20 protein-coding genes are annotated in these 25,489 nt (G+C 42.2%); 11 read left to right on the top strand and 9 right to left on the bottom strand.

The features are described 5' to 3' along the window. The first annotated feature begins 9 nt into the window (after positions 1 to 9). The 5 genes from CL667_12325 to CL667_12305 all read left to right on the top strand — a co-directional run bounded on the left by CL667_12325 (position 10) and on the right by CL667_12305 (position 8,376). Positions 10 to 3,921, top strand: a complete 3,912-nt coding sequence (locus CL667_12325; GenBank protein ID MAL18487.1) for a hypothetical protein — start codon at positions 10 to 12, stop codon at positions 3,919 to 3,921. Between the two features lie 73 nt (positions 3,922 to 3,994). Further along, entirely contained in the window at positions 3,995 to 5,338 is a 1,344-nt protein-coding gene (locus CL667_12320; GenBank protein ID MAL18486.1) for an MATE family efflux transporter, read from the top strand. A gap of 62 nt (positions 5,339 to 5,400) precedes the next feature. Further along, complete coding sequence (locus CL667_12315; GenBank protein MAL18485.1) at positions 5,401 to 6,507, top strand: type III polyketide synthase; 1,107 nt, start codon at positions 5,401 to 5,403, stop codon at positions 6,505 to 6,507. Between the two features lie 2 nt (positions 6,508 to 6,509). After that, positions 6,510 to 7,205 carry a hypothetical protein gene (locus tag CL667_12310; protein ID MAL18484.1) on the top strand — a complete coding sequence of 232 codons (696 nt, stop codon included), beginning with the start codon at positions 6,510 to 6,512 and terminating at the stop codon, positions 7,203 to 7,205. Further along, entirely contained in the window at positions 7,192 to 8,376 is a 1,185-nt protein-coding gene (locus CL667_12305) for an oxidoreductase (GenBank protein ID MAL18483.1), read from the top strand. Before CL667_12310 ends, CL667_12305 begins: the two co-directional genes overlap by 14 nt. Here CL667_12305 and CL667_12300 read toward each other — a convergent pair. Then, positions 8,373 to 9,518, bottom strand: a complete 1,146-nt coding sequence (locus CL667_12300; protein MAL18482.1) for a hypothetical protein — start codon at positions 9,516 to 9,518, stop codon at positions 8,373 to 8,375. The genes CL667_12305 and CL667_12300 overlap by 4 nt on opposite strands. 217 nt (positions 9,519 to 9,735) lie before the next feature. Further along, the gene (gene acnA, locus CL667_12295; protein ID MAL18481.1) at positions 9,736 to 12,447 is read right to left on the bottom strand and encodes an aconitate hydratase AcnA; all 2,712 of its coding nucleotides are present in this window, start codon (positions 12,445 to 12,447) and stop codon (positions 9,736 to 9,738) included. 259 nt (positions 12,448 to 12,706) lie between these two features. Between acnA and CL667_12290 the strand changes: the two genes are divergently transcribed. The 5 genes from CL667_12290 (at position 12,707) to CL667_12270 (ending at position 16,242) form a co-directional block, all read left to right on the top strand. Continuing rightward, positions 12,707 to 13,150 (top strand): 50S ribosomal protein L13, encoded by a 444-nt coding sequence (locus CL667_12290; GenBank protein ID MAL18480.1) that lies wholly within the window; start codon positions 12,707 to 12,709, stop codon positions 13,148 to 13,150. 6 nt (positions 13,151 to 13,156) lie between these two features. Next, a complete protein-coding gene (locus CL667_12285) occupies positions 13,157 to 13,543 on the top strand; it encodes a 30S ribosomal protein S9 (protein MAL18479.1) in 387 nt (128 codons plus the stop codon). Positions 13,544 to 13,681: 138 nt separating this feature from the next. Continuing rightward, positions 13,682 to 14,581, top strand: coding sequence for a 30S ribosomal protein S2 (rpsB, locus tag CL667_12280; GenBank protein MAL18478.1), 900 nt, complete (start codon positions 13,682 to 13,684; stop codon positions 14,579 to 14,581). Positions 14,582 to 14,614: 33 nt separating this feature from the next. Next, a complete protein-coding gene (locus CL667_12275) occupies positions 14,615 to 15,448 on the top strand; it encodes an elongation factor Ts (GenBank protein MAL18477.1) in 834 nt (277 codons plus the stop codon). A gap of 74 nt (positions 15,449 to 15,522) precedes the next feature. After that, complete coding sequence (locus CL667_12270; GenBank protein ID MAL18476.1) at positions 15,523 to 16,242, top strand: UMP kinase; 720 nt, start codon at positions 15,523 to 15,525, stop codon at positions 16,240 to 16,242. 125 nt (positions 16,243 to 16,367) lie between these two features. On the opposite strand, the gene CL667_12265 is transcribed toward CL667_12270, so the two are convergent. The 5 genes from CL667_12265 to CL667_12245 all read right to left on the bottom strand — a co-directional run bounded on the left by CL667_12265 (position 16,368) and on the right by CL667_12245 (position 22,175). Beyond that, a complete protein-coding gene (locus tag CL667_12265) occupies positions 16,368 to 17,354 on the bottom strand; it encodes a hypothetical protein (protein ID MAL18475.1) in 987 nt (328 codons plus the stop codon). Next, entirely contained in the window at positions 17,336 to 18,565 is a 1,230-nt protein-coding gene (locus tag CL667_12260; protein ID MAL18474.1) for an imidazolonepropionase, read from the bottom strand. The genes CL667_12265 and CL667_12260 overlap by 19 nt, the downstream gene beginning before the upstream one ends. Before the next feature lie 78 nt (positions 18,566 to 18,643). Then, entirely contained in the window at positions 18,644 to 20,293 is a 1,650-nt protein-coding gene (locus tag CL667_12255; protein ID MAL18473.1) for a urocanate hydratase, read from the bottom strand. A gap of 75 nt (positions 20,294 to 20,368) precedes the next feature. Further along, a complete protein-coding gene (locus tag CL667_12250) occupies positions 20,369 to 20,920 on the bottom strand; it encodes a hypothetical protein (protein MAL18472.1) in 552 nt (183 codons plus the stop codon). Between the two features lie 121 nt (positions 20,921 to 21,041). Then, positions 21,042 to 22,175, bottom strand: coding sequence for a cystathionine gamma-synthase (locus CL667_12245; GenBank protein ID MAL18471.1), 1,134 nt, complete (start codon positions 22,173 to 22,175; stop codon positions 21,042 to 21,044). A gap of 211 nt (positions 22,176 to 22,386) precedes the next feature. On the opposite strand from CL667_12245, the gene CL667_12240 reads away from it, so the two are divergent. Beyond that, entirely contained in the window at positions 22,387 to 23,679 is a 1,293-nt protein-coding gene (locus CL667_12240) for a hypothetical protein (protein MAL18470.1), read from the top strand. 28 nt (positions 23,680 to 23,707) lie between these two features. Here the strand turns inward: CL667_12240 and CL667_12235 are convergent, their stop codons facing one another. Together CL667_12235 and CL667_12230 are read right to left on the bottom strand one after the other, a co-directional pair. Further along, positions 23,708 to 24,943 carry a peptidase M48 gene (locus CL667_12235; protein ID MAL18469.1) on the bottom strand — a complete coding sequence of 412 codons (1,236 nt, stop codon included), beginning with the start codon at positions 24,941 to 24,943 and terminating at the stop codon, positions 23,708 to 23,710. 81 nt (positions 24,944 to 25,024) lie between these two features. Beyond that, positions 25,025 to 25,471, bottom strand: a complete 447-nt coding sequence (locus CL667_12230) for a hypothetical protein (protein ID MAL18468.1) — start codon at positions 25,469 to 25,471, stop codon at positions 25,025 to 25,027. Between the last annotated feature and the right edge of the window lie 18 nt (positions 25,472 to 25,489).

Raw genomic sequence — 25,489 nt, 5'->3', positions numbered from 1 at the left:
GAATAAATTATGAGCAAAGCTATCTTGAAATCCCCCATTCACAACAATACCTGGGCGCTTGCCTTCCTTCTTACATTAGTTGCTCTAATGTATGGGATATTCGAGATTTGGACAGAACAAGGCGACCTTACCGAGCTGGAGCAAACCACCCTGGCCAATGAAGCGATTAATACCGCACTTCAAAACTATCTCAATTTTGAGCAGGAGTTTGTAAACCAAAGCAACCAGTTTTCAGTGTTTGCAAAGCAACAGCTTCAGAATAACGAACCTCTTAGTTCAATAACAACTGAAGCAGATAAGGAATATGATTTTTGGGGTATTTCTTTATTTAAAGGGAATGAAAATATTCTTTGGACGGGATTCTCTCCACAACAAGTTTCACCTGAAGTAAAGCCTACCGGTAATAATGCCTATGTAAGCATTGAGCAAAGCAATAATGTGACTTTTCTGAATTATAGCACGCATATTACAGCTCAACTGAATGACACATTGATTCAATACACAGTAATCACCCGTAAAAAGGTGAAGCAGGAAAACATTCTGCCCATTGGCGATGATTCCGAACTAATGCCTTCTGACTTTTTACAGCCTGAGGCCGATTATCCGGTCCACTTCAGCTTTTTTGAAGAACCACCCCAAAACCCGCAATTCATTACAAGGATATCGACTCAAAGTGTAGATTCAGCCGGCGTTATTTATACTCTAAAGGATGACTACTCTGAATATCGCTCCATTAAGCAAAACCAATACTTTTTGTACCGGGCCATTTTCTATGTTGTACTGATAAGCCTGATCACGCTTTTCCTTATCTCTATTTCTCGAGAACTCACTACCTGGAAATCTTTATTGTTGAAGTTATTTGCTATTACTCTGGCATGGCTTTTCTTCTCCAACATCGACTATGGAGTGGGATGGATTGAAATCTTTTATGCTCTGGGTCAACAAGACTTCGAAGCAATAAAACCCCTTGTCAAATATGGGGTACATTCGTTCTTTATTCTGCTTTTGACAATCGTTTGCTTCAATCCATTGTTAAGTTCAAGTCTTGAAGTCAAGAATTCCTCAAGTGTAATCACTACCGTTCTAATAGCTTTCTTTGGTTTTCTCAGCGCTACCCTGCTTCATTTTTATTTATTGGAAACCTATTCCTTATTTACAGAGACATCCATTGCTGTTTTAGATCTTGAAGTTTTCCCACACTTGGAGACCTTTCTTTTTTATGTGATTTCCGGAGTATTCTGCATTTCATCTATTACACTGCTCACCATTTTAGGATGGTTTCTGATGAAACTCACTCCTCAGTCCCTGTCTGTTTCATTATTGATTATGCTGGGTGGATATTTGATTGGGCTTTTTGTCATTTTTGTTTTGAGTTTATATCCCGAAAAAGCGGGATGGCTGGTACTCACTACCACTTTATTCTTTGCGACTATACTTGTTTTCATTTTTCTGGCACACCGAAACCCGGCCCTATTTACTTTTGCATCCCGGCTCAGGCTTCTGCTCCTTTTTAGCTACATCGCAGTTTGTATTTCCTATATCGCCGTTTACAAAGGTTACTCCATACGCCTGAACAGCCAAATGGAAAAAGCAGCTCAGCTTTTTGTTGATGAAGAAGCAACACAGGCTGAAATAATTGCCCGAAACTTGCTAACTCAGTTAGAGCAGTCCGTATCTAATCTCACTTTGAATGACTTTATTCAGCGGCCTGCTTTTGTAGAAAATTATTTTACTCAGCAAACCCAGAACCTTTTGCAACAAGACTGGGAGCGTTTTTCGATTTCAACTCAGCTTGTAAATAATCAGGGTGAAATTATTGGAGAATATTCCTCTGATCTGGATTCTCCGGCCTGGACTCGTGCCTTTAATATGCTCTCGCTGGTCATTCCTTTTGAAGAGGAACAAATCCGTGTTGAAAATCTTCGCCCTATTGTCCGGGAGCGTCCACTTAATGAAGCCAACTCAAACTACTCTTCCTTCCGCCGGGCGTGGATTCCTCTTTATCAGGATGGAAATACTGAACAACGCATCGGCTGGATATTGTGCTCAGTGTATCGCGAGCGTCCTCAATATGAGAAACCCCTCCGTGCTGTTATTGCTTCTGAAGGGAGTGAAAGCTGGAATGCCTCCATCAGCATTATCGAGTATATCGACGGCCTTGCTGCACGCCGGAATATTGTTGGAACACCTTTAGACATTCCCGGATATCTAAGCTTACCCTCAGAGATTCTCTCAGAGACCAAATCTGACTCCTCTTTTTATCGAACAACGGGGTTGGGCAATCAACATATCCGCGAGTACTTTGTGGCATCTTCAGCTAATCAAATTATACGAGCAGCAACCAACGATCCCGGTTTTGATAATCACCTTTTTTCAGTGATCCGGTTTTTCTTTTGCGTACTCATAATTGGGCTGTTGGTTTTAGGTTCATTATTCTGGAAAAAGGATCTCAATATATTAGGGCATAATCGACGCTTCCGAGATCGCCTGATTGACCGCTTTATTTTTGCTTCGCTGATTTGCCTGATGGCATTAATTGGAACAACCTACTATGCCATAAAAAGTCAAAACCAGAAAGGCGTTCAGGATCAATTGCTGAGCAAGCTTGATAACCTCACGGAATCTATATCATTTCAGGAATCTCTCTCGCCCGAAGAGTCCCGCATTCCCCTCAGTGAATTGACTTCTACCCTGGATGCTGATGCTGCCCTATACCGTGATAATACCGTTGATATTTCTACAACAAGCCAAATTTATAATCAAAATTTATTGCCCCGTATGCTGCCCTGGGATGTGTATGAGTCTATATATAGCCGTGGCAACCAGCAGGTAACACGGAAAGTAACCCTGGGGAGTCAGCAGTTACTTATAGGATATCAGCCCTGGCTTAATGAGGATAGTGAAATTGCTGGCATTGTTGCGATTCCGACCTTCCTAGAAGCCCCTAAGTTTAATGAACAGCTACTTTCAACTACCAGCTACCTTCTTGGTTTCTATGTAGTGATATTTGGGTTTTTCATTATTGGAGCTGCCCTTATCTCAACTCAGCTAACCTCTCCCCTTGAGGCTTTGCGGGAAGGACTTAAAAAGATTTCCGGCGGTGATTTAGAAACGACTTTACCTGTTAAGAGTAAGGACGAAATTGGTTCTCTTACCAATGCCTATAATGTGATGGTTTACCGTCTTAAAGATCTGCAACAAGATTTAGCCAAAGCCGAACGGGAAGCGGCATGGAAAGAAATGGCGCAGCAAGTTGCTCATGAAATCAAGAATCCGTTAACCCCAATGAAGCTCAACCTACAACATCTTCAAAGGCAACTGAACGTTTCAGAAGAAGACTTCATAAAAATGAAGCCGCAAATTGAGAAAGTTGCCACGAACATGATTGATCAGATTGAATCGCTAAGTAAAATAGCTTCCGACTTCTCAAAGTTTGCGCAGCCAACCGAGCAGGAATTCAACGAGATTGAAGTCAATGCTTTATTGGAATCTATTGCTGAACTGTATAAGTCTGAAGATCAACTAAAGATAGTATCTGAACTCTATCCCGAGGAACTTTATGTAATGGGAGTGAAAGAGGAACTTAGACGGGTATTGGTAAACCTCGTGAAAAATGCGACTGAAGCAATGCCCAACGGCGGAGAGATAACGCTCTGTTCTCTTACAGATGATGACAAGTCTTTCGTTTTGATCGAAGTTATTGATAATGGGGAGGGAATTCCGAAAGAAAACAGCGAGGACATCTTTGTGCCTAATTTCTCAACCAAGTCAAGCGGAACAGGTCTGGGATTAGCGATCTCCAAAAAGATTATTGAAGAACATGACGGTAAGATTTCTTTTGAATCTACCCCGGGTGAAAAAACCACCTTTAAAATCAGCCTTCCAATTCACCACAAAGAATCCAAGTACCGCAAGGATTAAAAGCCGGTCGTTAGGATTTTTATTCAAACTTAATCTCTATTGGTGAATATTTGTCCGTACCTTTGCTGCCCTGATGAACAATTCCCAAAAAGAAATAAAAAAAGAAGGGCTCAAACTTGTAGCGATTGGCAGCCCTATTATTGCTACTCAGCTACTTCGCATGGGGCTTAACTTCACCGACACCGTAATGGCTGGAAACCTGTCAGCCCTTGACCTCGCCTCTGTAGCTATTGGAAATGCTATCTACATGCCTATCGGGATTTTCTGCATGGCTACCCTCATTGCCATCAACCCCATTGTATCTCAGTTTTTAGGAGCCCGTGAATTTGACCTGATTGGGAAAAGTGCCCGCCAAATGTTTTGGCTGGTTTTGATGCTGGCTATTCCATGTTTCTTCCTTATCCGAAACCTTGAGATTGTAATGCAGCTTATGGGTGTAACTGCTGAAATTATCCCCATTGCTGATGGATACCTCAAAGCGATCTCCTGGGGCATATTACCATTACTAGCCTATGCAGGTGTTCGGTATTTCAGTGAAGGATTATCAGTCACCAGACCGGCTATGTACATTGCTGCGGCCAGCTTGGTTTTAAATGTGGGTGCAAATTATGTGCTTATGTATGGGAAATTAGGTTTCCCTCAGCTTGGTGCTGTTGGAACAGGATATGCTACTTCCATCATAAACTTATTCGGGGCCATTGTATTTATTGCTTTCACGGCTTCTTTTAAACCTTTTAAGCGATTCAATATTTTTGCCCGGACTAAAGGCCCGGAGTGGAAGTACATCCGAGAGTTAATTACGGTAGGAGTTCCTAATGGGATCAGTTCTTCTATGGAGGTACTTCTTTTTGCTACGGTCAGTTTATTGATGGGGACACTCAGCGTGAAGGCTGCCGCTGCTCACCAAATTGCTATAAATGTTGCGGCTACCATGTTTATGATCCCCTTTGGACTTTCCATGGCTATCTCCCAAAGAGTAGGGTTTTCTCTGGGTCAAGGTTCAATGGAAAAGGCTCGTTTTCGGGGATTTGTGGGGATTGCTATTTGTGCCGGAGTCATGACCCTCACGGCCATGCTTCTATTTCTCGCTCCGGAATTCATCATCAGTATTTACACCGATGACATCGAAGTAGCGGGAGTTGCTGTTACGCTGGTTTTTATGGCCGCTATATTCCAAATCTCTGATGGACTTCAGGTAGGAGCATTCGGTGCTCTTCGCGGATTAAAAGATACGCGCGTTCCCATGATTGTGAATTTCATCTCCTACTGGCTCGTTGGCTTCCCAACGGGATATATTCTTGGAATTTATCTTGGCTTTGGTCCTGAAGGATTATGGATTGGGTTGATTGGAGGGCTTTCTGTCGCCGCTATCTTGCATAATTATCGATTCAATAAACTCACGAAAATCAGATCCTAAGATTTGAATGAAGCCTGCCCCCAAAAGGTTTGGATAACACACGCAAATTGTTATCCTTCTGCATGCCCGTTTTCATTCATGACATAGCGACTTCGGTTCCCCCATTTTTCAGTGATCAGCAGCATATTCGCGAGGTCATGAAGAAGCATATCGGCACGGATCGGAAATCTGAAGCTATAATCCACCGCATTTATACTCAATCCGGAATTGAGAAACGCCATTCTGTAGTACAAGATTTTGAACCCAACAAATACGGGCAGTTATTCTTCAACGGACAGGTTAAAAGTGACCCCGGAACAGCAGCCCGAAACAAGGTTTATGAGAAAGAATCAAAAAAGCTGTTTGTAGATGTGGCTCGAAAGCTTCTCGCTGATAACCCACACATTTCTTCGAATGAAATTACCCATGTAATTACCGTTTCCTGTACCGGTTTTTATGCTCCCGGCCCGGATTATGAAATCGTAAAAGCCCTGAAACTAAAACCTTCTACAGAACGCTTTCACGTCGGTTTTATGGGCTGTTATGCCGCTTTTCCGGCTATGAAAATGGCTAAATCATTTTGTATTTCTGATCCAGATGCTGTGGTATTAGTCGTTAGTGCTGAACTATGTACCCTGCATTTTCAATTCAAGAATGATGTCGATAATCTACTTTCCGGATCTGTTTTTGCTGATGGTGCCGGGGGGATGATTGTCTCTTCAAAACAGCCCAAGAAGCAAGCGTTTGAAATCAGCAAGTTTGCTTCCTCTCTCGCCCCAAAAGGCGAAAAAGATATGGCCTGGACCATCGGTGATTCCGGCTTCGACATGATATTATCGACCTATGTTCCAGATATCATACAGGAAAACCTGGAGACCGTTATCAAACCGCTCTATCATGAATACGGAATAACGAATGATGACATCAACCATTGGGCCCTTCACCCCGGCGGACGCTCAATCCTTGACAAAATTGAGAGCAATCTTGAGTTGAAGCCAAACCAAATTTCAGCTTCCCGCGAGGTGCTTGCCGAATATGGAAATATGAGCAGCGCTACTATACTATTTGTGCTAAAGAAACTAATGCAGTCTGATTTGCAGCCCGAACAACGCATTTTATCAATGGCTTTCGGTCCCGGACTAACCATTGAAAGCGGTCTTTTTAGTGTTCATCATCCCCAGTCTTTGTAGTCATGGCAACCTTTCTTTCACAGAGACAGCCCGACTTAGTGGAGCAAATGGATCGGGAGAATTGTAACCGAATCTTGTTAAAAAACACCTATGAGCAGTTTCCGCTCATCAACACATTACTTTCTAAATGGAAGAAGGTTTATAAGAAAGAGCTGCTGCCCGAGATGTCAGAAAATAGGATCTATTCACTGTTAGATATTGGTTTTGGTGGTGGTGATATCCCCATTAAACTTGCTCAGTGGGCTAAAAAAGATGGCATTCAGCTAAATATCACAGCGATTGATACAGATATCAGAGCTTTTAATTTTGTACGGGAAATATATCCCGAAGGACTTGTTAACTGGAAACACTGTTCCTCCACGGATCTGGTGTTGAATAAGGAGAAGTATGACTTTGTGATTTCAAATCATGTTCTGCACCACCTCTCTGAAAACCAGATCCCCACTCTTCTGAAAGAAAGCAGAAAGCTTGCTACCAAAAAGATAATTTTCTCTGATATTGAGAGAAGCGCAATTGGATATGGTCTTTTCAAAGTGATTACCCCTTTTATATTTAAAAGCTCGTTTATTACAGAAGATGGACTCACTTCAATTAAGAAAAGCTTCACTTACCGTGAACTACTAAAACGTGCTCCTCAGGGTTGGAAGGTCAAGCAAATGTTCCCATTTCGATTACTTCTGACCTATGAAAAAAGCTAAAACTGACATACCGGTTGTCATTGTAGGAGGAGGCCCGGTTGGACTATTTCTTGCCATAAGTTTGCTGAAAAAGGGAATTAAATGCAGAGTCTTGGAAAAGCGTAAAGAGCCCGTTCCTGATTCTCGTTCACTTGGTATTCATCCTGTTTCATTGGAGCTTTTTGATGAACTTGGCATCACCGAACCTTTCTTACGCGAAGGCTTAATAATTAAAAAAGGCCTCGCTTTAACTGCAGATAAAAGCTTAGGTGAAATTTCTTTTGAAGATTGCCCGCCACCCCACAACTACATCTTAGCTTGCCCCCAGTTCACCACCGAAAAAATTCTACGAAAAGAACTTTATAAGCTTGATAACCAGGCTCTTGTTCTTGGGGCTGAATTCGAGTTTTTGAATGAAATGGATGACCACATTGAGGTGGTTTATTCTACAGATGAACAAGCAAGTCAACGTTTAAGAGGTGCTTTTTTGATAGGTTGTGACGGTAAGAATAGCTCAGTCCGCCAACATGCTTCTATTCATTATTCCGGCAAAAGATATGATGACACCTATATTATGGGTGATTTTGAAGACACCACTGATTTTGGGCCTGATGCTGCAGTCTTCCTATTAAAAAATGGACTCATCGAATGTTTCCCGCTTCCAAATGGCATGCGCCGCTGGGTTGTTAAAACAGACCACTATCATTCTGACCCAACACAACTCCAATTAGCTGAATTAGTCAGCAATAGAATTGGGTATAACCTCACTAATATAAAAAGCACGATGCTGAGTAGTTTTGGTGTTCAGCATTTTATGGCAGAAAATTTCTGCAAGGGCAGGGTTGTTCTTGCAGGTGATGCTGCTCATGTGGTTAGTCCCATAGGAGGTCAAGGAATGAATCTTGGCTGGCTTGACTGCAAAGAGTTAGCAACCTCCCTCGAAGATATCACGAATTATAGGGGGGCAAAATCTTCGGAATACGCTTTCCAAAAGCTACTGTCTTATTCAAAAAAACAGCGAAAAATCGCTTCGAAAGTAGCGAAACGGGCTGAAATCAATATGGCTCTTGGAAGAAAGTCTAACTTTCCGTTTTTGAGGAATGTATTTATAAAGGGAATGCTGCATTCACCTTTTAAAACTAAGGTAGCTGAACTCTTTACTATGCGTGGCCTGAGCAGCTGGTGGATTTAAACTGGAAACGATAAGAAACAGGTTGAACCAATTTCTGCATTTTTGTTATACCTGATTGTGCCCTCAAGCTTACTAACCAGAGACTCAATAATAAGCTTTCCATGTGGACGATTATTTTTATCGTCAGATTCTTCACTAAACCCAATTCCATCGTCAGTTACGATAAGTGCAATCTTGTCTTTGCTCGTTTTCTTTAAGCTGATTACTATTTCACCAGTATTTTTCTTGGTGAATGCATGTTTATAAGCATTAATTAAAAGCTCGTTTAGTATAAGTCCGCATAACATGCTTCGGTTTGGGTCAAGAGTAATCTCTTCCAACTGTATATTCAGTCTGATGTCTTTTTCAGATGTGTCAAAAACCTTTTCCACATTTTGGGCAATTGCTGTCAGATATCGGGATAGTTCTAACTTTTCTGAATCGCGCTGATCATATAACAGTGAATGAGCTTCTGCTACTGACCGAATTCTTGAATTCGTAGAACTCAATAAGTCGCGATACTTTTCATCCTTTACATCACGAAGATCAAATTCGAGAAGTCCACATATCATCGACAGGTTATTTTTCAGCCGATGGTGAATCTCCATCATTTGCATATCCCTTTCTTTCAGCTTTTCCTCAATCTCATCGTACCTTTTTGAACGTTCAATAGCGGAAGAAACATGCAAAGCTAGTGACTCAAACACAGGGACATCTTCATTTTCAAACGACTTCCCTCCTTTTTTGTTGATAGCCTGAAGAACACCGAATGCATTACCCTTGCTATCCTGCAAAGGAACACAAATAATATTTCGTGTGGTAAAACCGGTTGACAAATCCTTCCAAAAAATATCACTTTCAACTACATCATTAGAAATGAAGGGTTGATTATAAGAGATTACCCAACCGCCAATTCCTTTGCTTTTAGGCACTCTCATACCCATAATTTCATCTTTAACCGGACCGGTAGGAATACTGACGTTTAAATCTCCGGTCGATTCATCGAGAAGCATTAGTGAGCTAGCCTCAGAATTCATCACAACCTTGGCTGCCTCCATACACTTGCGCAAAACTTCCTTGAGTTGTAAGGTTCTATTTATACCATCTACAACATGAAGCAGAAGTCTTTCATACCCGAAAGTCTCTACATTTTCCTCGGCCATTTTTTTATTTCGATCTTTGATAGGATTACCCGAAATGGTGCTAACGTGTACCTTTTTTAATTATTAAAAAAATTCTGGACCCCTCCAATTTGGCAAAATGTAGTAATTGTAGTGCACAATAAAAAAGCACAGATTAAAAAATCTGTGCTTTTGAAATTACATTTTACCAACCGTAGAAAAAGGTAATAGCCTTTTTCAGTTGAAGTATGTTGCTAAATCAATTCTGTTCTTTACTTTTTTTCAAGTAATCGAGCAGTACTGTGTGCAAGATTCCACCATTTCGGTAGTAATCAACTTCAACCGGGGTATCGATTCGGCAATCAGTCATAAACTCAATTACCTCACCACCGGTTTTAGTGGCTGTGACTTTTATTTCGCCACGAGCTTCCACATCATCATCCACGTGGATGTCAAATGTTTCTGATCCGTCCAATCCAAGTGTATCTGCACTTTCACCTTCTTTAAACTGAAGTGGAAGTACACCCATTTGGATAAGGTTAGAACGGTGAATACGCTCGTAAGAAGTCGCAATTACCGTTTCAATACCTAAGAGTGCGGTACCTTTGGCAGCCCAGTCACGAGATGAACCCGTTCCATACTGCTTGCCGGCTAAGGCTACTAATGGTGTATTGGATTCTTTGTATTTCAGAGATGCATCATAAATAGTCGTGATTTCATCATCAGGGAAATACTTGGTATAGCCACCTTCTTTGCCTGGGGCAAGTTGGTTTTTGAAGCGAACGTTGGCAAAAGTACCACGTGTCATTACGCGATCATTACCACGTCGGGAACCATAAGAGTTGAAGTCCTTCTTCTCCACATCATGGTCTTTCAGATACTTACCTGCCGGTGAGTCTTCTGCAATATTACCTGCAGGAGAAATGTGATCAGTAGTGATAGAATCCCCAACCTTAACAAGAGCTCTTGCTCCTTTAATTGGTTTGATCGGCTCAGGCTCTTCTGACATTCCCATAAAGAATGGCGGCTCCTGAATGTATGTTGATTCATCACTCCAGTCGAACAGGTCTCCACCTGAAACCGGAATTTCTTCCCAAGTTGGCGATTCAAAAATATCACCATACATCTTATCAAAAAGCTCTGGACGGATAGCAGCATCTAAGTGCTCAGCAATTTCAGCTGTTGTAGGCCAGATTTCTTTTAGATAAACATCTTTTCCATCTTTGTCTTTACCCAAAGGCTCCGTAGCAAGATCAATGTCTACACTACCAGCCAGTGCATAGGCAACAATTAGTGGAGGAGAAGCCAAATAGTTCGCTTTCACCCAAGGGTGAATTCGTCCTTCAAAGTTACGATTCCCGGATAAAACACCGGCAGCAATCAGGTCTCCTTCTTTAATAGCCCTTTCAACAGCCTCTGGCAATGGACCGGAGTTACCGATACACGTTGTGCATCCGTACCCTACCAGGTTAAAGCCAAGCTTGTCCATATATTCTGTAAGACCAGCTTCTTTAAGATATTCGGTTACTACACGAGAACCCGGAGCAAGTGATGTTTTCACATAAGCGGGAACTTTGAGTCCTCTTTCGACGGCCTTCTTCGCTACAATTCCGGCTCCCAGCATTACGCTTGGGTTGGAAGTGTTGGTACAAGAGGTGATGGCAGCGATAACAACGTCACCGTGCTTCATCTCAATCTCTTGCCCGTTTTTGTACAGGCCTTTATTAGCTAGTTTTTCCTGAGCCAGATTGAATCCCATAGTAGGATTATCACTGGTCAATGAATTTTCAAATGCTTTCTTCATATTACCGAGTGTAATACGGTCATGCGGTAGTTTTGGCCCGGCAAGCGATGTTTCTACCGTGCTTAAATCTAATTCGAGCGTTGAAGAAAATTCCGGATCCGGAGTATCATCGGTTCTGAAAAGTCCCTGCGCTTTGGTATAGTTTTCAACCAATTGTACAAGTTCTTCTGAACGTCCGGTTCTTCTCATATACCGGAGAGATTCTTTATCAATAGGAAAGAAGCCCATTGTTGCTCCATATTCGGGAGCCATGTTTGCAATAGTAGCTCTGTCAGGAAGGCTCATGTTACTGAGTCCGTCTCCATAAAATTCAACAAACTTACCTACTACGCCGTGCTCACGTAGCATTTGTGTAACAGTAAGGGTAAGGTCAGTTGCAGTGACACCTTCACGAAGTTTCCCGGTTAATTTCATTCCGGTTACTTCAGGAACTAACATTGAAATCGGTTGCCCCAACATGGCAGCTTCCGCTTCAATACCACCAACACCCCAGCCAAGAATGCCGAGTCCGTTAATCATCGTGGTGTGGGAATCAGTTCCCACCAATGTATCAGGATAAGCTGTTGTGGAACCGTCTTCTTCTTTACGGGTGAAAACTCCGCGACCTAAATACTCAAGATTTACCTGGTGAACAATTCCACGACCCGGAGGTACTACACGGAAATTATCAAAAGCTTCTTTACCCCATTTCAGGAATTCGTAACGTTCATTGTTACGTTCCATCTCTTTCTCAACGTTGAACTCGAGTGCGGCATCGTTACCGAACATATCAACCTGAACGGAGTGATCAATTACTAAATCTACAGGAACTTGGGGGTTGATATCGGTTGCTTCCCCACCCATTCGTTCCATCGCAGATCGGAGTGCAGCTAAATCAACCACTGCAGGAACTCCGGTGAAATCCTGAAGGACAACACGGGATGGTTTAAAAGGAATTTCTCCCTGCGGGTCTTTGGCATTATAGTTAGCCAATGCCTCAATATCTTTTTCAGTTACTGCATATCCATCAAATTCTCGCAGTACCGCTTCCAACAATATCTTTACTGAGAATGGTAGTTTATCAACTTTATCATAACCCAGCTCTTTTAGTTTTGGAAGACTATGCAGATAGGCCTTTCCCGAACCGGTTTCAAATTCAACTCTGGTTTCTTTCAGTTTGTCGCTCATTTTATACTCAATTTAGATTTTCCTTCTTCTACGCCCAAAGGTACAAATCTTTTGGCGCTTTGTCTTTATCTTGTCACTATAAATAGAATTGGAGCTGCCTATTTAATAGGATTTAATATTAATACAAAAGTTAACGCTGATTAAATCCATTGGCCAATCTGAGAATAGTGGAACTTTCTACCCTTCTGCTATTGATATCTACCAGAATAACTTCTATCTTATTCGACTTTCCAATTTGACGAAATAAAAGAGTTTAATCGTGGACACATTAAGTTTTAAGACATACTCAGCTAAACCCAGCGACATTGAAAAAAAATGGGTACTCATTGATGCTGAAGATCAGCCTCTGGGTCGCCTGAGTAGCGAAGTAGCAAAAATATTGAGAGGCAAAACAAAGCCAACTTTCACTCCTCACATGGATACCGGTGATAACGTAATCGTTATCAATGCGGAAAAAGTGAAACTGACTGGTAAGAAAATGACGGACAAAACGTACTTCCGTCACACATTCTACCCAGGTGGTGAAAGATTTGAAACAGCTGAAGAGATGATGGAGAAAGATCCAACATCTTTAGTTACTACTGCTGTTAAAGGCATGCTTCCCAAAACAAAGTTAGGCAACAAGATTGCCACTAACTTGAGAGTGTATGCCGGACCTGTACATCCGCATACTGCACAAGAACCTGAAATCATTGAGCTTTAATCAATAATGGCACAAGCGAATTACATAGGACGACGAAAAACAGCAACGGCTAGATTATACATCCAGCCGGGTAAAGGCGAGATTATCGTCAATCACAAACCTATCGAAGAATATTTTCCAGTTAAAGCCCGACGTAACATCGCTCTGCATGCAATGAGTGTTACTGAAACGGAAGGCAAGTACGACATTAAAATCACTGTTCGTGGTGGTGGAAGTACCGGACAAGCCGGCGCCATATCTCACGCACTTGCTCGTGCTTTGGATGGAGAGAATGAAGACATGCATGATGTTCTTAAAGGACATGGACTTCTTACCCGAGATGACAGAATGGTAGAGCGTAAAAAATACGGTCAGCCTAAAGCTCGTAAGAAATTCCAGTTCTCTAAGCGTTAATATTTACGCAACCAATTTTTTCAAAACACAATCACACATGTGTGGCGACCCTGCGTTTGGTGTCTCAGGCTTGACCTGAGATTGACGTTCGGGAATGACCCGCACAGAGGATTAACCTAAACTTACATACTTAATACAATGCCAAAAGCTGCATCTATACAAGACCTGCTAAAGTCAGGCGCTCACTTCGGTCACCTTACCCGACGATGGAATCCAAAAATGAAGGACTTCATCTTCATGCAACGCAACGGGATTCACGTCATTGACCTGAAGAAAACACAATCATATTTACAAGAAGCCCTCGATGAGATCCAAAAACTTTCTCGTGCTGGCAAAACTATTCTTTTTGTAGGTACTAAGAAGCAATCTACAGAAATCATCAAAACCGAAGCGTTACGCTGTGGAATGCCACACATTACGCACCGCTGGTTAGGTGGTATGTTGACTAACTTCAGTACTGTTCGCAAAAGTATTTCTCGTATGGAAGAAATTGAGCGCATGAAAACAGACGGTACGTTCGAAGAATTGACTAAGAAAGAAGGTTTGATGCTTCAGCGTGAGCAAGACAAACTTAATGATACCCTTGGCGGTATTAAAAACATGGGTCGCCTGCCCGGTGCTATTTTTGTTGTTGATATTATTAAAGAGCACCTCGCTGTTAAGGAAGCTATCAAACTTCACATTCCTATTATTGCGATGGTTGATACCAACAGTGATCCAGACGTTCCTGACTTTATTGTTCCTTGTAATGATGATTCAGCGCGCACGATCCAATTGGTAGCTACTCAGGTTGCTGACGCTATTATTGAAGGTTCAGCTGAACGCGAAGCACAGCAAGAAGACGACGTGATGGAACAAGCTGCTGCTGATGCTAAAAGTGAGAAGAAAGACGACGATGTTGATGTTAAAGACGCTGCTAAAGGAACTAAGCTGCGTTCTCGTCGCAAGAAAAAGTCTTCTAAGAAAGATGACAACAAAAAAGCTGACAAGGCAGAAGCAAAAGCTGATGCTGACGACAGCAATGATGAAGAAGAATAAAAATTTTCAACACCTAAAATACTATTCAGAATAATGAGCATTTCTGCTAGTGACGTAAAAAAACTTCGTGATATGACCGGAGCGGGCATGATGGACTGTAAGAAAGCCCTCTCTGAAGCCGACGGTGATTTTGACCGTGCCGTTGAGATCCTTCGTAAAAAAGGACAGAAAGTATCCGAAAAGAGATCTGACCGTGAAGCGAACCAAGGATTGATTCTGAGTCGCATCAATGACGAAAAAACAAAAGCTACTCTCCTCGAGATTAACTGTGAGACAGACTTTGTTGCACGTAACGAAGAATTCCAGGAAGACGCTGAGTCTTTCCTAAACGCTGCTTTCGACAACGACATCGACAATGTAGATGATCTGTTGAAAATTGAGCTTGATGGTTTGACTATCGAGAAGCACCTGGAAGAGATGGTGGGTAAGATTGGTGAGAAGATCGAGATTAATAACGTAGTACTTGTTACTACCGAAGGAACTCTGATTTCTTACATTCACCCAGGAAACCAGTTAGGTGTACTTGCTGAATTTGACGGCGACCTTACAGATGCTGAAATCGGCAAAGATGTTGCTATGCAAGTAGCTGCAATGAAGCCTCTATCTGTAACACGTGATGGCGTGGACAGCACTCTTGTTGAGAAAGAGCTTGAAATCGCTAAAGATCAGTTACTAAATGAAGGCAAACCTGAGCATATTGCTGAGCAAGCCGCTAAAGGTAAACTGCGTCGTTTCTACGAAGAGCGAGTTCTTCTAGAGCAGAAGTTTGTGAAAGACAATGGTGTTTCCGTGAAGGAATATCTCGAGCAAAATAATGCTCCCCTTGTTAAATCCTTCCACAGGCTGCAACTCGGCGAAAACGACTAATAAATTTTCTTTACATTAAGGCTGTCAAAATTGACAGCCTTTTTTTTGTCTTATAAAAAATAATCGAGGATAACGTGGGAAATAAATACAATAGAGTGCTTCTCAAACTCAGCGGTGAAGCACTTTTAGGTGAACAAGGACACGGAATTGATGCGGATATTTTAAGCGCTTACGCTAAAGAGATTAAATCCATTCAGGAAGCAGGCGTTCAGGTTTCTATTGTAATTGGAGGAGGTAACATATTCCGCGGTGTTAAAGGAGCAACTGAAGGCATGGATCGTGTGCAAGGTGATTATATGGGAATGCTTGCCACCATGATCAATAGCATGGCATTACAGGACTCCCTCGAACAGATTAATGTACAGACTCGCCTTATGAGTGCTATCCGCATGGAAGCTATTGCAGAGCCTTACATCAGAAGGCGTGCAATCCGTCACCTCGAAAAAGGACGCGTGGTTATCTTTGGTGCTGGCACCGGAAACCCATATTTCACTACAGATACAGCCGGTTCTCTCCGCGCTATCGAAATTGAATGTGATGTAATCCTAAAAGGAACCCGCGTGGATGGAATCTATGATTCTGACCCTGAGAAAAATCCTGACGCTAAAAAGTTTGATGTAATCACCGGGGATGATGTCCTCAAACGACGCTTGTCTGTTATGGACTTAACCGCTTTCACTCTGTGCCGCGAAAACAAAACCCCGATCATTGTCTTCAATATGAATAAAGAAGGCAACCTGAAGAAAATTGTGGTGGATGGTAAGGACGAAGGGACTACGGTTACCTGGGATTGATTTAACACCTTTAAGATTGTCATTCTGAGCGGAATCGAAGAATCTTCAAAGCTTAATGCGACTATTTTAGGTTTTCCAATCTCTTGAAGATCCTTCGGGAGTACCCTCAGGATGACTTTGTTGTTTCAATCAAAAAGGAAACCGTACACAAACTGAGCGGCTAATTTCACTGTCCGGTTGTCGAGGTCGTGTTTGGGATTGACTTCGGTGATTTCGAACACTCTAAGGTTCTCTTTTTGTTTAGCGTGATGAATACATTCCATCACTTCCCTTCCTGAAAAACCAACAGGCGAAGACGCACTTACCCCCGGGGCATCGGAAGCCTGAATAGAATCCATATCTAATCCCAGAAAAAATGGACGGGTACCAATCTGTCCTAATATATGCTGAAAAGCCGGGCTGACTCTCTCATCTAACACATCCTGCAAATAATGTACATTCACGCCTAATTCTTTAGCATTTTCTAAATAATAGGCTCCGTTTGATTCCGACCTAATCCCAAATTCATAAAATTGCTGCGGGCTTAAATAATGATCTTCAATGAGTTTTCGATAAGGCGTTCCGCTTGTCATCTCCTCAGCTATGCGCATATCTAAGTGGGCATCGATATTGATGGCAGATATCTCTCGTTCATTTTCAGCCAAAGCCCGGACATCCGCATAAGAAATATCATTTCCCCCACCTAATACAATCACCCTTTTATCATCTCTCAAAAACTCGGAGACAATCGTAGATAGTCGATTATGGATTTCTTCCAATGCATCGGGGTTTTGATTCAAATCAGGGAAGTCAGTAATCTCTGAAGAATCAAATAAGTCAGTTATCACATTTCCTGCATCGAATAGTTTAACCGCATTATCTCTTTTTACCTGAAGTTTATAGAGTTGCTCACGGATTTTATTCGGTGCTTCTGCCGCTCCTATTCTCCCATTATTTCTGTACACGCCTTCATGTTGTGGACATCCAATTAATACATGAGTTGCCTGATCATAATCCCGTTCTTCAAAATACATCTCTTGCACAAACCAGTGATCATTCGGGTCATGAGATCGTACTGACCTCATTTCATCTGAAACCGGTTTAAGAATTTTTTCTAATCTCGTGATGCCCAAACCTTTTCTCCCTTTTTGATAACAGTATGCACGTGATTCTCCCCGAAAAAATAAGCCAGGTCTTTGTAGTTATTGGTATCCAAGAGCAAGACATCTGCCTGAAATCCCGGAGCGATGCAGCCGAGTTTCTCTTTCTCCAACGCTTTGGCTCCGTTCTGCGTGGCACAGCTCAATGCTTCTTCTACCGACATTCCCATTTTGGTGCAGGCCATGCTCATCAGTAATTGCATGGAAATCGTCATGGACGAACCCGGGTTAAAATCAGTAGCTAACGCAACCAGCGCTCCACGATCTAACAGCTTTCGAGCTGGGGAATAAGGAATATTCAGAAAGTAGGAGACGCCGGGCAAAACAGTAGCCACGGTATTTGATCGGGCAATTCTTTCGATATCTTCCTCACTTAAAACCTCTAAATGATCTACCGATATGGCATTCAGGCTAAGTGCCATTTCTACACCGCCAATATCGTTAAATTGGTTCGTGTGAAGTTTAGGCTTGAGTCTATATTCCAAACCCTTCTCTAAAATCCGGCGAGATTCATCTACCGTAAAATAGCCATCTTCACAGAACACATCACAGTAATCGGCCAGCTCGGCAACCTCGGGAATCATAGCCAATACGTCTTCCAGATATTCTTCTTTGGTTGAATTTTTTGGGACGGCATGAGCTCCTAAAAAAGTAGCTGATAGTTCAACAGGTTGTTCTTCTTTAAGCTCGTTGATTACCTCCAGCATCTTGCGTTCATTGTCTAAATTCAACCCATATCCACTTTTAATTTCCATCGTGGTAATGCCCTGCTTCAGAGCTTTTTGCAAACGAATTCGAGCAACATCTTTTAGCTGCTCTTTGGTAGCCAGTTGGGTAGCCTCAACAGTAGAAACAATCCCGCCTCCCTGATCTGCAATTTCCTCATAACTCATTCCTGCTGAACGCATCGCAAATTCATCGGCTCGATTTCCGCCAAACACTAAATGGGAATGAGAATCTACAAAACCGGGAACAGCTGCCTTCCCTTCCGCATCTAAAATAGTGGGATGCCCTTCTACCTGCTCCAGCACTTCTGACAAAGATCCCACGGACTTAATAACTCCATCCGAAATATAGATCGCTCCGTTTTGAATAACATTCAGACTCCGAAGCTCTGAGCCTCGTAGCACACCCGGTTTTGGTGTGGCAATTTGAGATATGTTTTGAATTAATAAATCAGGCATAGGTGTTAGATTTACAATATGATAATCAATCCGTAGGGACGTATCATGATACGTCCCTACGGATGATATTTCTGCCAATTATTCTAAAAAAGGCAATTTCAGTTGATGTTCTTTCGCGCAATCAATGGCGATTTCGTATCCGGCATCGGCATGGCGCATGACTCCGGTTGCAGGATCATTCCATAGAACGCGATTCAATCTTGCCGCTGCGTCATCGGTTCCATCCGCAACAATCACCAAGCCCGCATGTTGTGAGAACCCCATCCCCACACCACCTCCATGATGAAAAGAAACCCAGGTTGCGCCTGATGAGGTATTCAGTAAAGCATTCAAAATCGGCCAGTCCGATACCGCATCAGATCCATCTTTCATAGCTTCGGTTTCACGGTTTGGACTTGCCACAGATCCGGAATCAAGATGATCGCGGCCAATAACGACCGGTGCTTTCAGCTCTCCACTTTTCACCATTTCGTTGAAGGCCAGTCCGAGTTTATAGCGCTGACCTAATCCCACCCAGCAAATGCGGGAAGGCAATCCCTGAAAGTGAATCTGGTCTTTGGCCATATCCAGCCAATTGTGAAGGTGAGGATCGTCGGGAATGAGTTCTTTTACTTTTTGATCGGTTTTATAGATATCCTCGGGATCACCGGAAAGTGCAACCCAACGAAACGGGCCAATTCCTTTACAGAAAAGCGGACGAATATACTCCGGCACAAAACCGGGGATGTTGAAGGCATCTTCCACCCCTTGATCGAAAGCTTCCTGACGAATATTGTTTCCATAGTCAAAAGTAGGGATACCTTGTTTCTGGAAATCCAGCATCGCCTTCACTTGTATCGCAATTGATTTCTGAGCCTTTAAAGTTACTTCTTTAGGATTCGACTTCTGCTTTTCCAGCCATTCATCCACCGTCATTCCCAACGGCAAATACCCGTTTAATGGATCGTGTGCGCTAGTTTGGTCGGTGACGGCATCCGGCAGAATTTTACGTTCTAAAAGTTTTGGATAGGTATCAGCAGCATTGCCATGAAGGCCTACTGTGACCGGTTTTTTGTCTTCCACTGATTTCTCAATAATCCCCAGCGCTTCATCCAAAGAAGTGGCTTTTTGATCGACATATCCGGTTCGAATTCTCATATCAATTCGGTCTTCCCGACATTCAACAGCCAGCATACTGGCGCCGGCCATTTTTGCGGCCAAGGGTTGAGCTCCGCCCATCCCTCCAAGTCCGCCCGTGAGAATCCACTTTCCGGACAAGTCACCACCGAAATGCTTTTTCCCCATGGCTACGAATGTCTCATAGGTTCCCTGCACAATGCCCTGACTTCCAATGTAGATCCATGATCCGGCCGTCATTTGTCCGTACATCATCAGGCCTTTTTTATCGAGCTCGTTGAAGTGATCCCAGTTTGCCCATTTTGGCACGAGATTCGAGTTGGCGATCAAAACCCGGGGAGCATCTTTGTGGGTTTTGAAAATCCCGACCGGCTTCCCTGATTGAACCAACAGTGTTTCTTCGTCACTCATGGATTTAAGGGATTCCAGTATGCCATCAAAACTTTCCCAATTACGGGCGGCGCGTCCGATACCTCCATACACCACCAGTTCTTCCGGCTTTTCAGCTACATCCGGATCGAGATTATTCTGGATCATGCGGAAAGGAGCTTCCGTCAGCCAGCTTTTACAGTTAAGGTTTGTTCCCGTCGGCGCTTTAATTGTTCTTCCCATCTCCTGTAGATTTTATTCCTGTAATCAACTCCACGGCAGGAATGTACAGGAATTTTTGGGAAGACTCATCTCAAACTAATTCTCAGTCTCAACCCCTACAAACTCATTGAAGTTTTGCTCCAGATAGGCATCGGTTCCTACATACTCTAAAATCTGAACATATAGTTCTTCGGGAATAAACCCGGGCTGACCGGCAATAATCTCTCCTTCCGAATCAAAGAAAATAAAGGTGGGCGTTCCTGTGATTCTCATGGCTCGGCTAAATTGCATTTGGGTCATCTGTTGACCTCGGAAAGTCAATGAGTCCTGAGATTCAGTGTCCATCCAAACGGAATAGAAATGCTCATTGGTGAGTTCTTTAACGGATTCCTGCGTAAAAACTTCTTTCTCCATCTTCTTACAATAAGTACACCAGGATGCATTTCCATAAACCAGCACTTTTTTATCATTTTCACCAGCCAGTTTAATTGCTTCTCCCAGCTCCTTCCACTCAAACATATCGGGGCGGTTTTGGGATTGTGCGATAGAAATCCCAAGCAGTGAAATCAGTAATACCAGAACACTTTTCTTTGTCATATAAACTATACTACGCTTCGGTTTTATTATTGATGACACTAACGAATACATTATTACGATGTTATTGTTGAAGGGGCTGAAGTCATTTGGTGGCAAGCACCAAGAAGATCCCTACCTTCACCATAAAGACCTTAGAGATTTTTAGACGCTTTAAAACCTTCTTTATCTAAGGCTAAGATAAGGCTAATTGCAAATCTTCAATAATATCATCCGGATGTTCCAGCCCTACACTTAGCCGAATTAAATTATCGGGTGTGGGTGACTCTTCGCCTTCAGACGATTTTCGGTGTTCCCAGATGCTTTCAATTCCACCTAAACTGGTGGCTGCTTTAATCATCTTGCTTCCTGAAACAGCTTTTATCGCCTCATTCGCTCCCCCGTGAACCAGAAAAGATATCATTCCGCCGAAATCATCCATTTGCTCTTTGGCAATTTCGTGGCCGGGATGAGTTTCCAATCCCGGGTAATACACTTCTTTTACTTTGGGGTGATCATTCAAAAAGGCAGCCACCTTACGAGCATTTTCGTTGTGTGCTCTCATCCGGTATGGAAAAGAACGAATACTTCGTGAGAGCAACCAGCAATCCTGAGGCGAAGGAACGGCGCCTTGAACTACCTGAATGGTCCGAATTTTATCAAACAGTTTTTCACTGCCGCGAGTTATAACAGCACCGCCCAAAATATCACTGTGTCCACCCAAATATTTAGTGGTTGAGTGAATGACAACGTCAGCTCCAAGATCCAGCGGACGCATATTGTAAGGAGTCGGCCAGGTATTATCTACCGCAACGATTGCACCATATTTCCCGGCGAGCTTGTTAATCTTGATCACATCTGTAATCAATAGTCGTGGATTAGAAGGAGTTTCAACCCACACCATTTGGGTATTTTCTTTAAGCTTGGAATCTACTTCCTCAAGATTCGTCATATCGATAAACTCAACCTCGAGGTTCCAACGCTCCGCAAATTCCCAAACCAGCTTTCGAGTTCCGAAGTAAACGTCCTCAGGAACCAATATATGGGCACCGGAGTCCATGGATTGGAATACCGATGAAATAGCCGCTATACCGGAAGAGAACGCCGCGCATGAATCCCCATTTTCTAAATCCCGGATTACATGTTCGAGCTGTACCCGGTTCGGATTCGACAAGCGGGAGTATTTCCAATCGTCCTCTTTGCGTCCTCCTTTTCGGTGTTCAAAAATGGTGGACATTTCGATGGGGGGAACAACCGATGCATTCTCTTCTGATGCGTGATCCATCCCGGAATGAATAGCTATGGTCTCAATATTTTTTTTCATGGGCATATTCTCTATTTAGCCAAAAATAAATAAAATATCGGCGATCCTCCTTAATTTATTTTGGTTCCGACCGATAAAATAAAGCCTAAACTGTGTTTAAATAGTTAAAGAAGATTCTCTTTTTCTTTCGTTCTTTATTTTTTAGTTGAATTGGCTTTTATGACATAAATCACTTTTTTATAATCACTTCTGTTTACAATATTCAACATTCTGATACATGGCAAAATTTTGGGATAGGTATAAATCTAGGGTAAATAGAAATTGTATTGGGGAATTAACTCACACAGAGGGACTCGAATATTGGAAAAATAAGCTTTTTGCGTCTCTCATTATTCACCTAATGCCGCTTGGCATTATGATCATTATCCCCTCGGCCCTTGTTGTTTTCTTTCTGGGTCAATTAACCCTGGCGATTATCTATATCAGCTTTGGAATCGCTATTTCGTTAATCACGCTATACCCAAACCTGAGAGTAAGTTTACGAAAATACCTTTTTCTATTTCTTATTTACTCAGTCGCAGCCATTCTTATTTTTTTCATGGGAGATCATGGAGCCGGCTTAACCTACCTATTTGGGGCCACTGTGTTTTCCCTATTGATATTAAGAACCAGAATCGGCGTACTAACCATATTTATAAATATCGGTATCTGCATTATACACGCCTTTTTCATTTATAATGAGATGGTTGAATATCCTTTGAGGGATAGTTTTCAAGTAGCTTCATGGTTTGCCATTTCCGCAAACTCCATATTAATGAGTATTGTGGCGGTGATATTTATGCCGATGCTTTTCAAAGGACTTCAGGAGACTATTGAATCTCAGGATAACCTAAAACAGAATTTGTTGGTCCAGCAGAATGAACTGGAAAACTCACTCAAAGAAAAGAATACGCTTCTAGCTGAAATCCACCATCGGGTAAAAAACAATCTCGCCGTTATCTCAGGAATGCTCCAACTGCAATACTTTAAAGAAAAAGATGAGCTATTGCGAAAAAAGCTAATTGACAGCACCCTGCGTATTAAGTCAATGGCTAACATTCATGAGCAACTTTATCAGTCCAATAGCTTTTCAAACATGGCTTTTGATCAGGGCTTGAAAGATTTGGTTCAAACCATTTTAGACACTCTCGACTATGATGCGAAGATTGAGACTGAATTTAATCTCGAGCCGTTAAATTTAAATATTGGTCAGGCGGTTCCCTGTTGCTTAATTGTAAATGAAGTGCTTACGAATGCAATTAAACATGCCTTTATTGATAGAAACAAAGGACTCATTTCTTTTAATCTTGAGCATATTGATCACCAGCTCCGATTAGAAATTTCGGATGACGGGGTAGGTTTCAGTGAAAACAAAGAATCAGGTCTCGAAGACTCTTTGGGCATGGTATTAATTTCAACCCTCGCCGAACAGTTAGACGCAGATTATACGTATGGATCAAACCCATCTGCTCCCGGTTCAGTTTTTAGCATACAGTTCAAAGTTACTGACAGCCCCGATAGCCTTGCCTAATGAAACGAATGCAAACGGGTTAGTTCTATCACCCTTTCGATTTTAAATTCCGAATTCGCTCCAGCACGGGCGGATGCGAATAATTCAGAAATACGTAGAACGAATGGGGCGTCAGGTTAGAGAGGTTATCCTTGGAAAGTTTCTTCAGGGTAGAAATCATGTCTTCAGGTTCGCCCGTTGTTTCTGCAGCATAATTATCCGCTTCAAACTCATGTTTGCGGGAAATCATCTGCATAAAGATGGATAAGATCATATCAATTGGAGCATAGAGCATTCCAAAGAAAATAAGCCCTACATATACCGACATTTCATCCATATAAAAAGCGTCAAAAAGCCCTTCTGCTTGTAAGAAAATAGACAGCAAAAAGAACATCACACCCGTTTGGGCAATACTGGTTATCATTCCCTTTATGATGTGCTTTTTCTTGTAGTGACCAATCTCATGTGCCAGCACCGCTACTAATTCCTGGATGGTGTGATTTTCAATCAGCGTGTCATAAAGTGCGACTCTTTTATTCTTCCCAAAACCTGTAAAGAAAGCGTTGGATTTGCTGGATCGCTTAGAGCCGTCAATCACGAATAATCCCTGTAAAGGGAAGTCTACTTTATCGGTATAATTTTCTATGGAGGTGCGCAATTCGCCTTCTTCCAGTGGGGTGAATTTATTGAACAGCGGCATGATCCATGTCGGTGCTACATACTGCATGATGAGCGTGAAAGCTGTTACTGCTCCCCAGGCATAAAGCCAGGCTAAGTCTCCCGCATACATAAAGAACCAGAGGATTCCCGCAAGTAATGGAGTTCCGATAAGCAACCCTAAGCCTAAGCCCTTCACCATATCCATCACAAAGGTCTTTGGTGTTGTTTTGTTGAAGCCAAACCGTTCTTCAATCACAAAAGTAGAATAGATACTGAATGGGAGGGTGATGATCGTTTTTGAGAAGATCAGAATGCCGATGTAGATCAAACCGGTAACCAGTTCCCCAAAACCCCATGCCCGTACAATTTCGTCAAGCCAGTTGAAGCCTCCGGAAAACCAGAATCCTAGAACCAGCGCCAGATCAAAACCACCGGTCAAAAAGCCAAACTTTGTTCTAACTTTAGTGTACTCCTGTGATTTGGCATAAGTGTCTTCGTCATAAACACCCTCAAACTCCTCGGGCAGTTTCTTTGAAAGAGATTTTAGATTCAGGTAGTTGGAAGTGATATCCAGAATAAAATCGATGGCGATGGTCACCAGAATAATGATGGCGTAAATATTCACTGAAATAGGTTTTTAGATCCTTTAAAATTCAAAGAATAAAGGTAAGCATGTTTAGCCGGATTTATATATCGATAAACTACTCTAATTCAGGGATACTTTATCAATTTTCAGTTCTACAACGTAATCTTTCTTAGGAATCGGGTTTTGATAAGTTTGGGGATAAGGTGAGACTTCACTTAGCTGTATAAAATATTCTTTAACTAATAAATTTTGATCAAGCCTTTCATGAGTATTTAACACTAAATCAATCTCATCTCCCTTAACAATTACTTTAAATGTTACTTCAGCATTTCCTGCCCATGCGCAAAATGCATCCATCGGACATCTCCCTTCGTTTACCTCTACAAATTCAATGCTTAGGTCTTCTCTTTCGTTATAAATCGCATTCTTATACTGCAAGCTAAATTCCTGTCCCAGCTCGAAGTCTAAATCTGTGACCTCAGTATTGTTATCAAATAATGGAGCTTCGCAAGATGCGAATAATAAAACCGTACATATCAGAATGGTAAGTTGTGTAATTGATCTCATAATTCTCCTCGTTTAGAT

Origin of the sequence: Balneola sp. (assembly GCA_002694685.1) — a bacterium.
Lineage (GTDB): Bacteria > Bacteroidota > Rhodothermia > Balneolales > Balneolaceae > Gracilimonas.
Note: the sequence above shows the minus strand (reverse complement) of the source record. Positions and strands in the feature narration are given on the sequence as shown.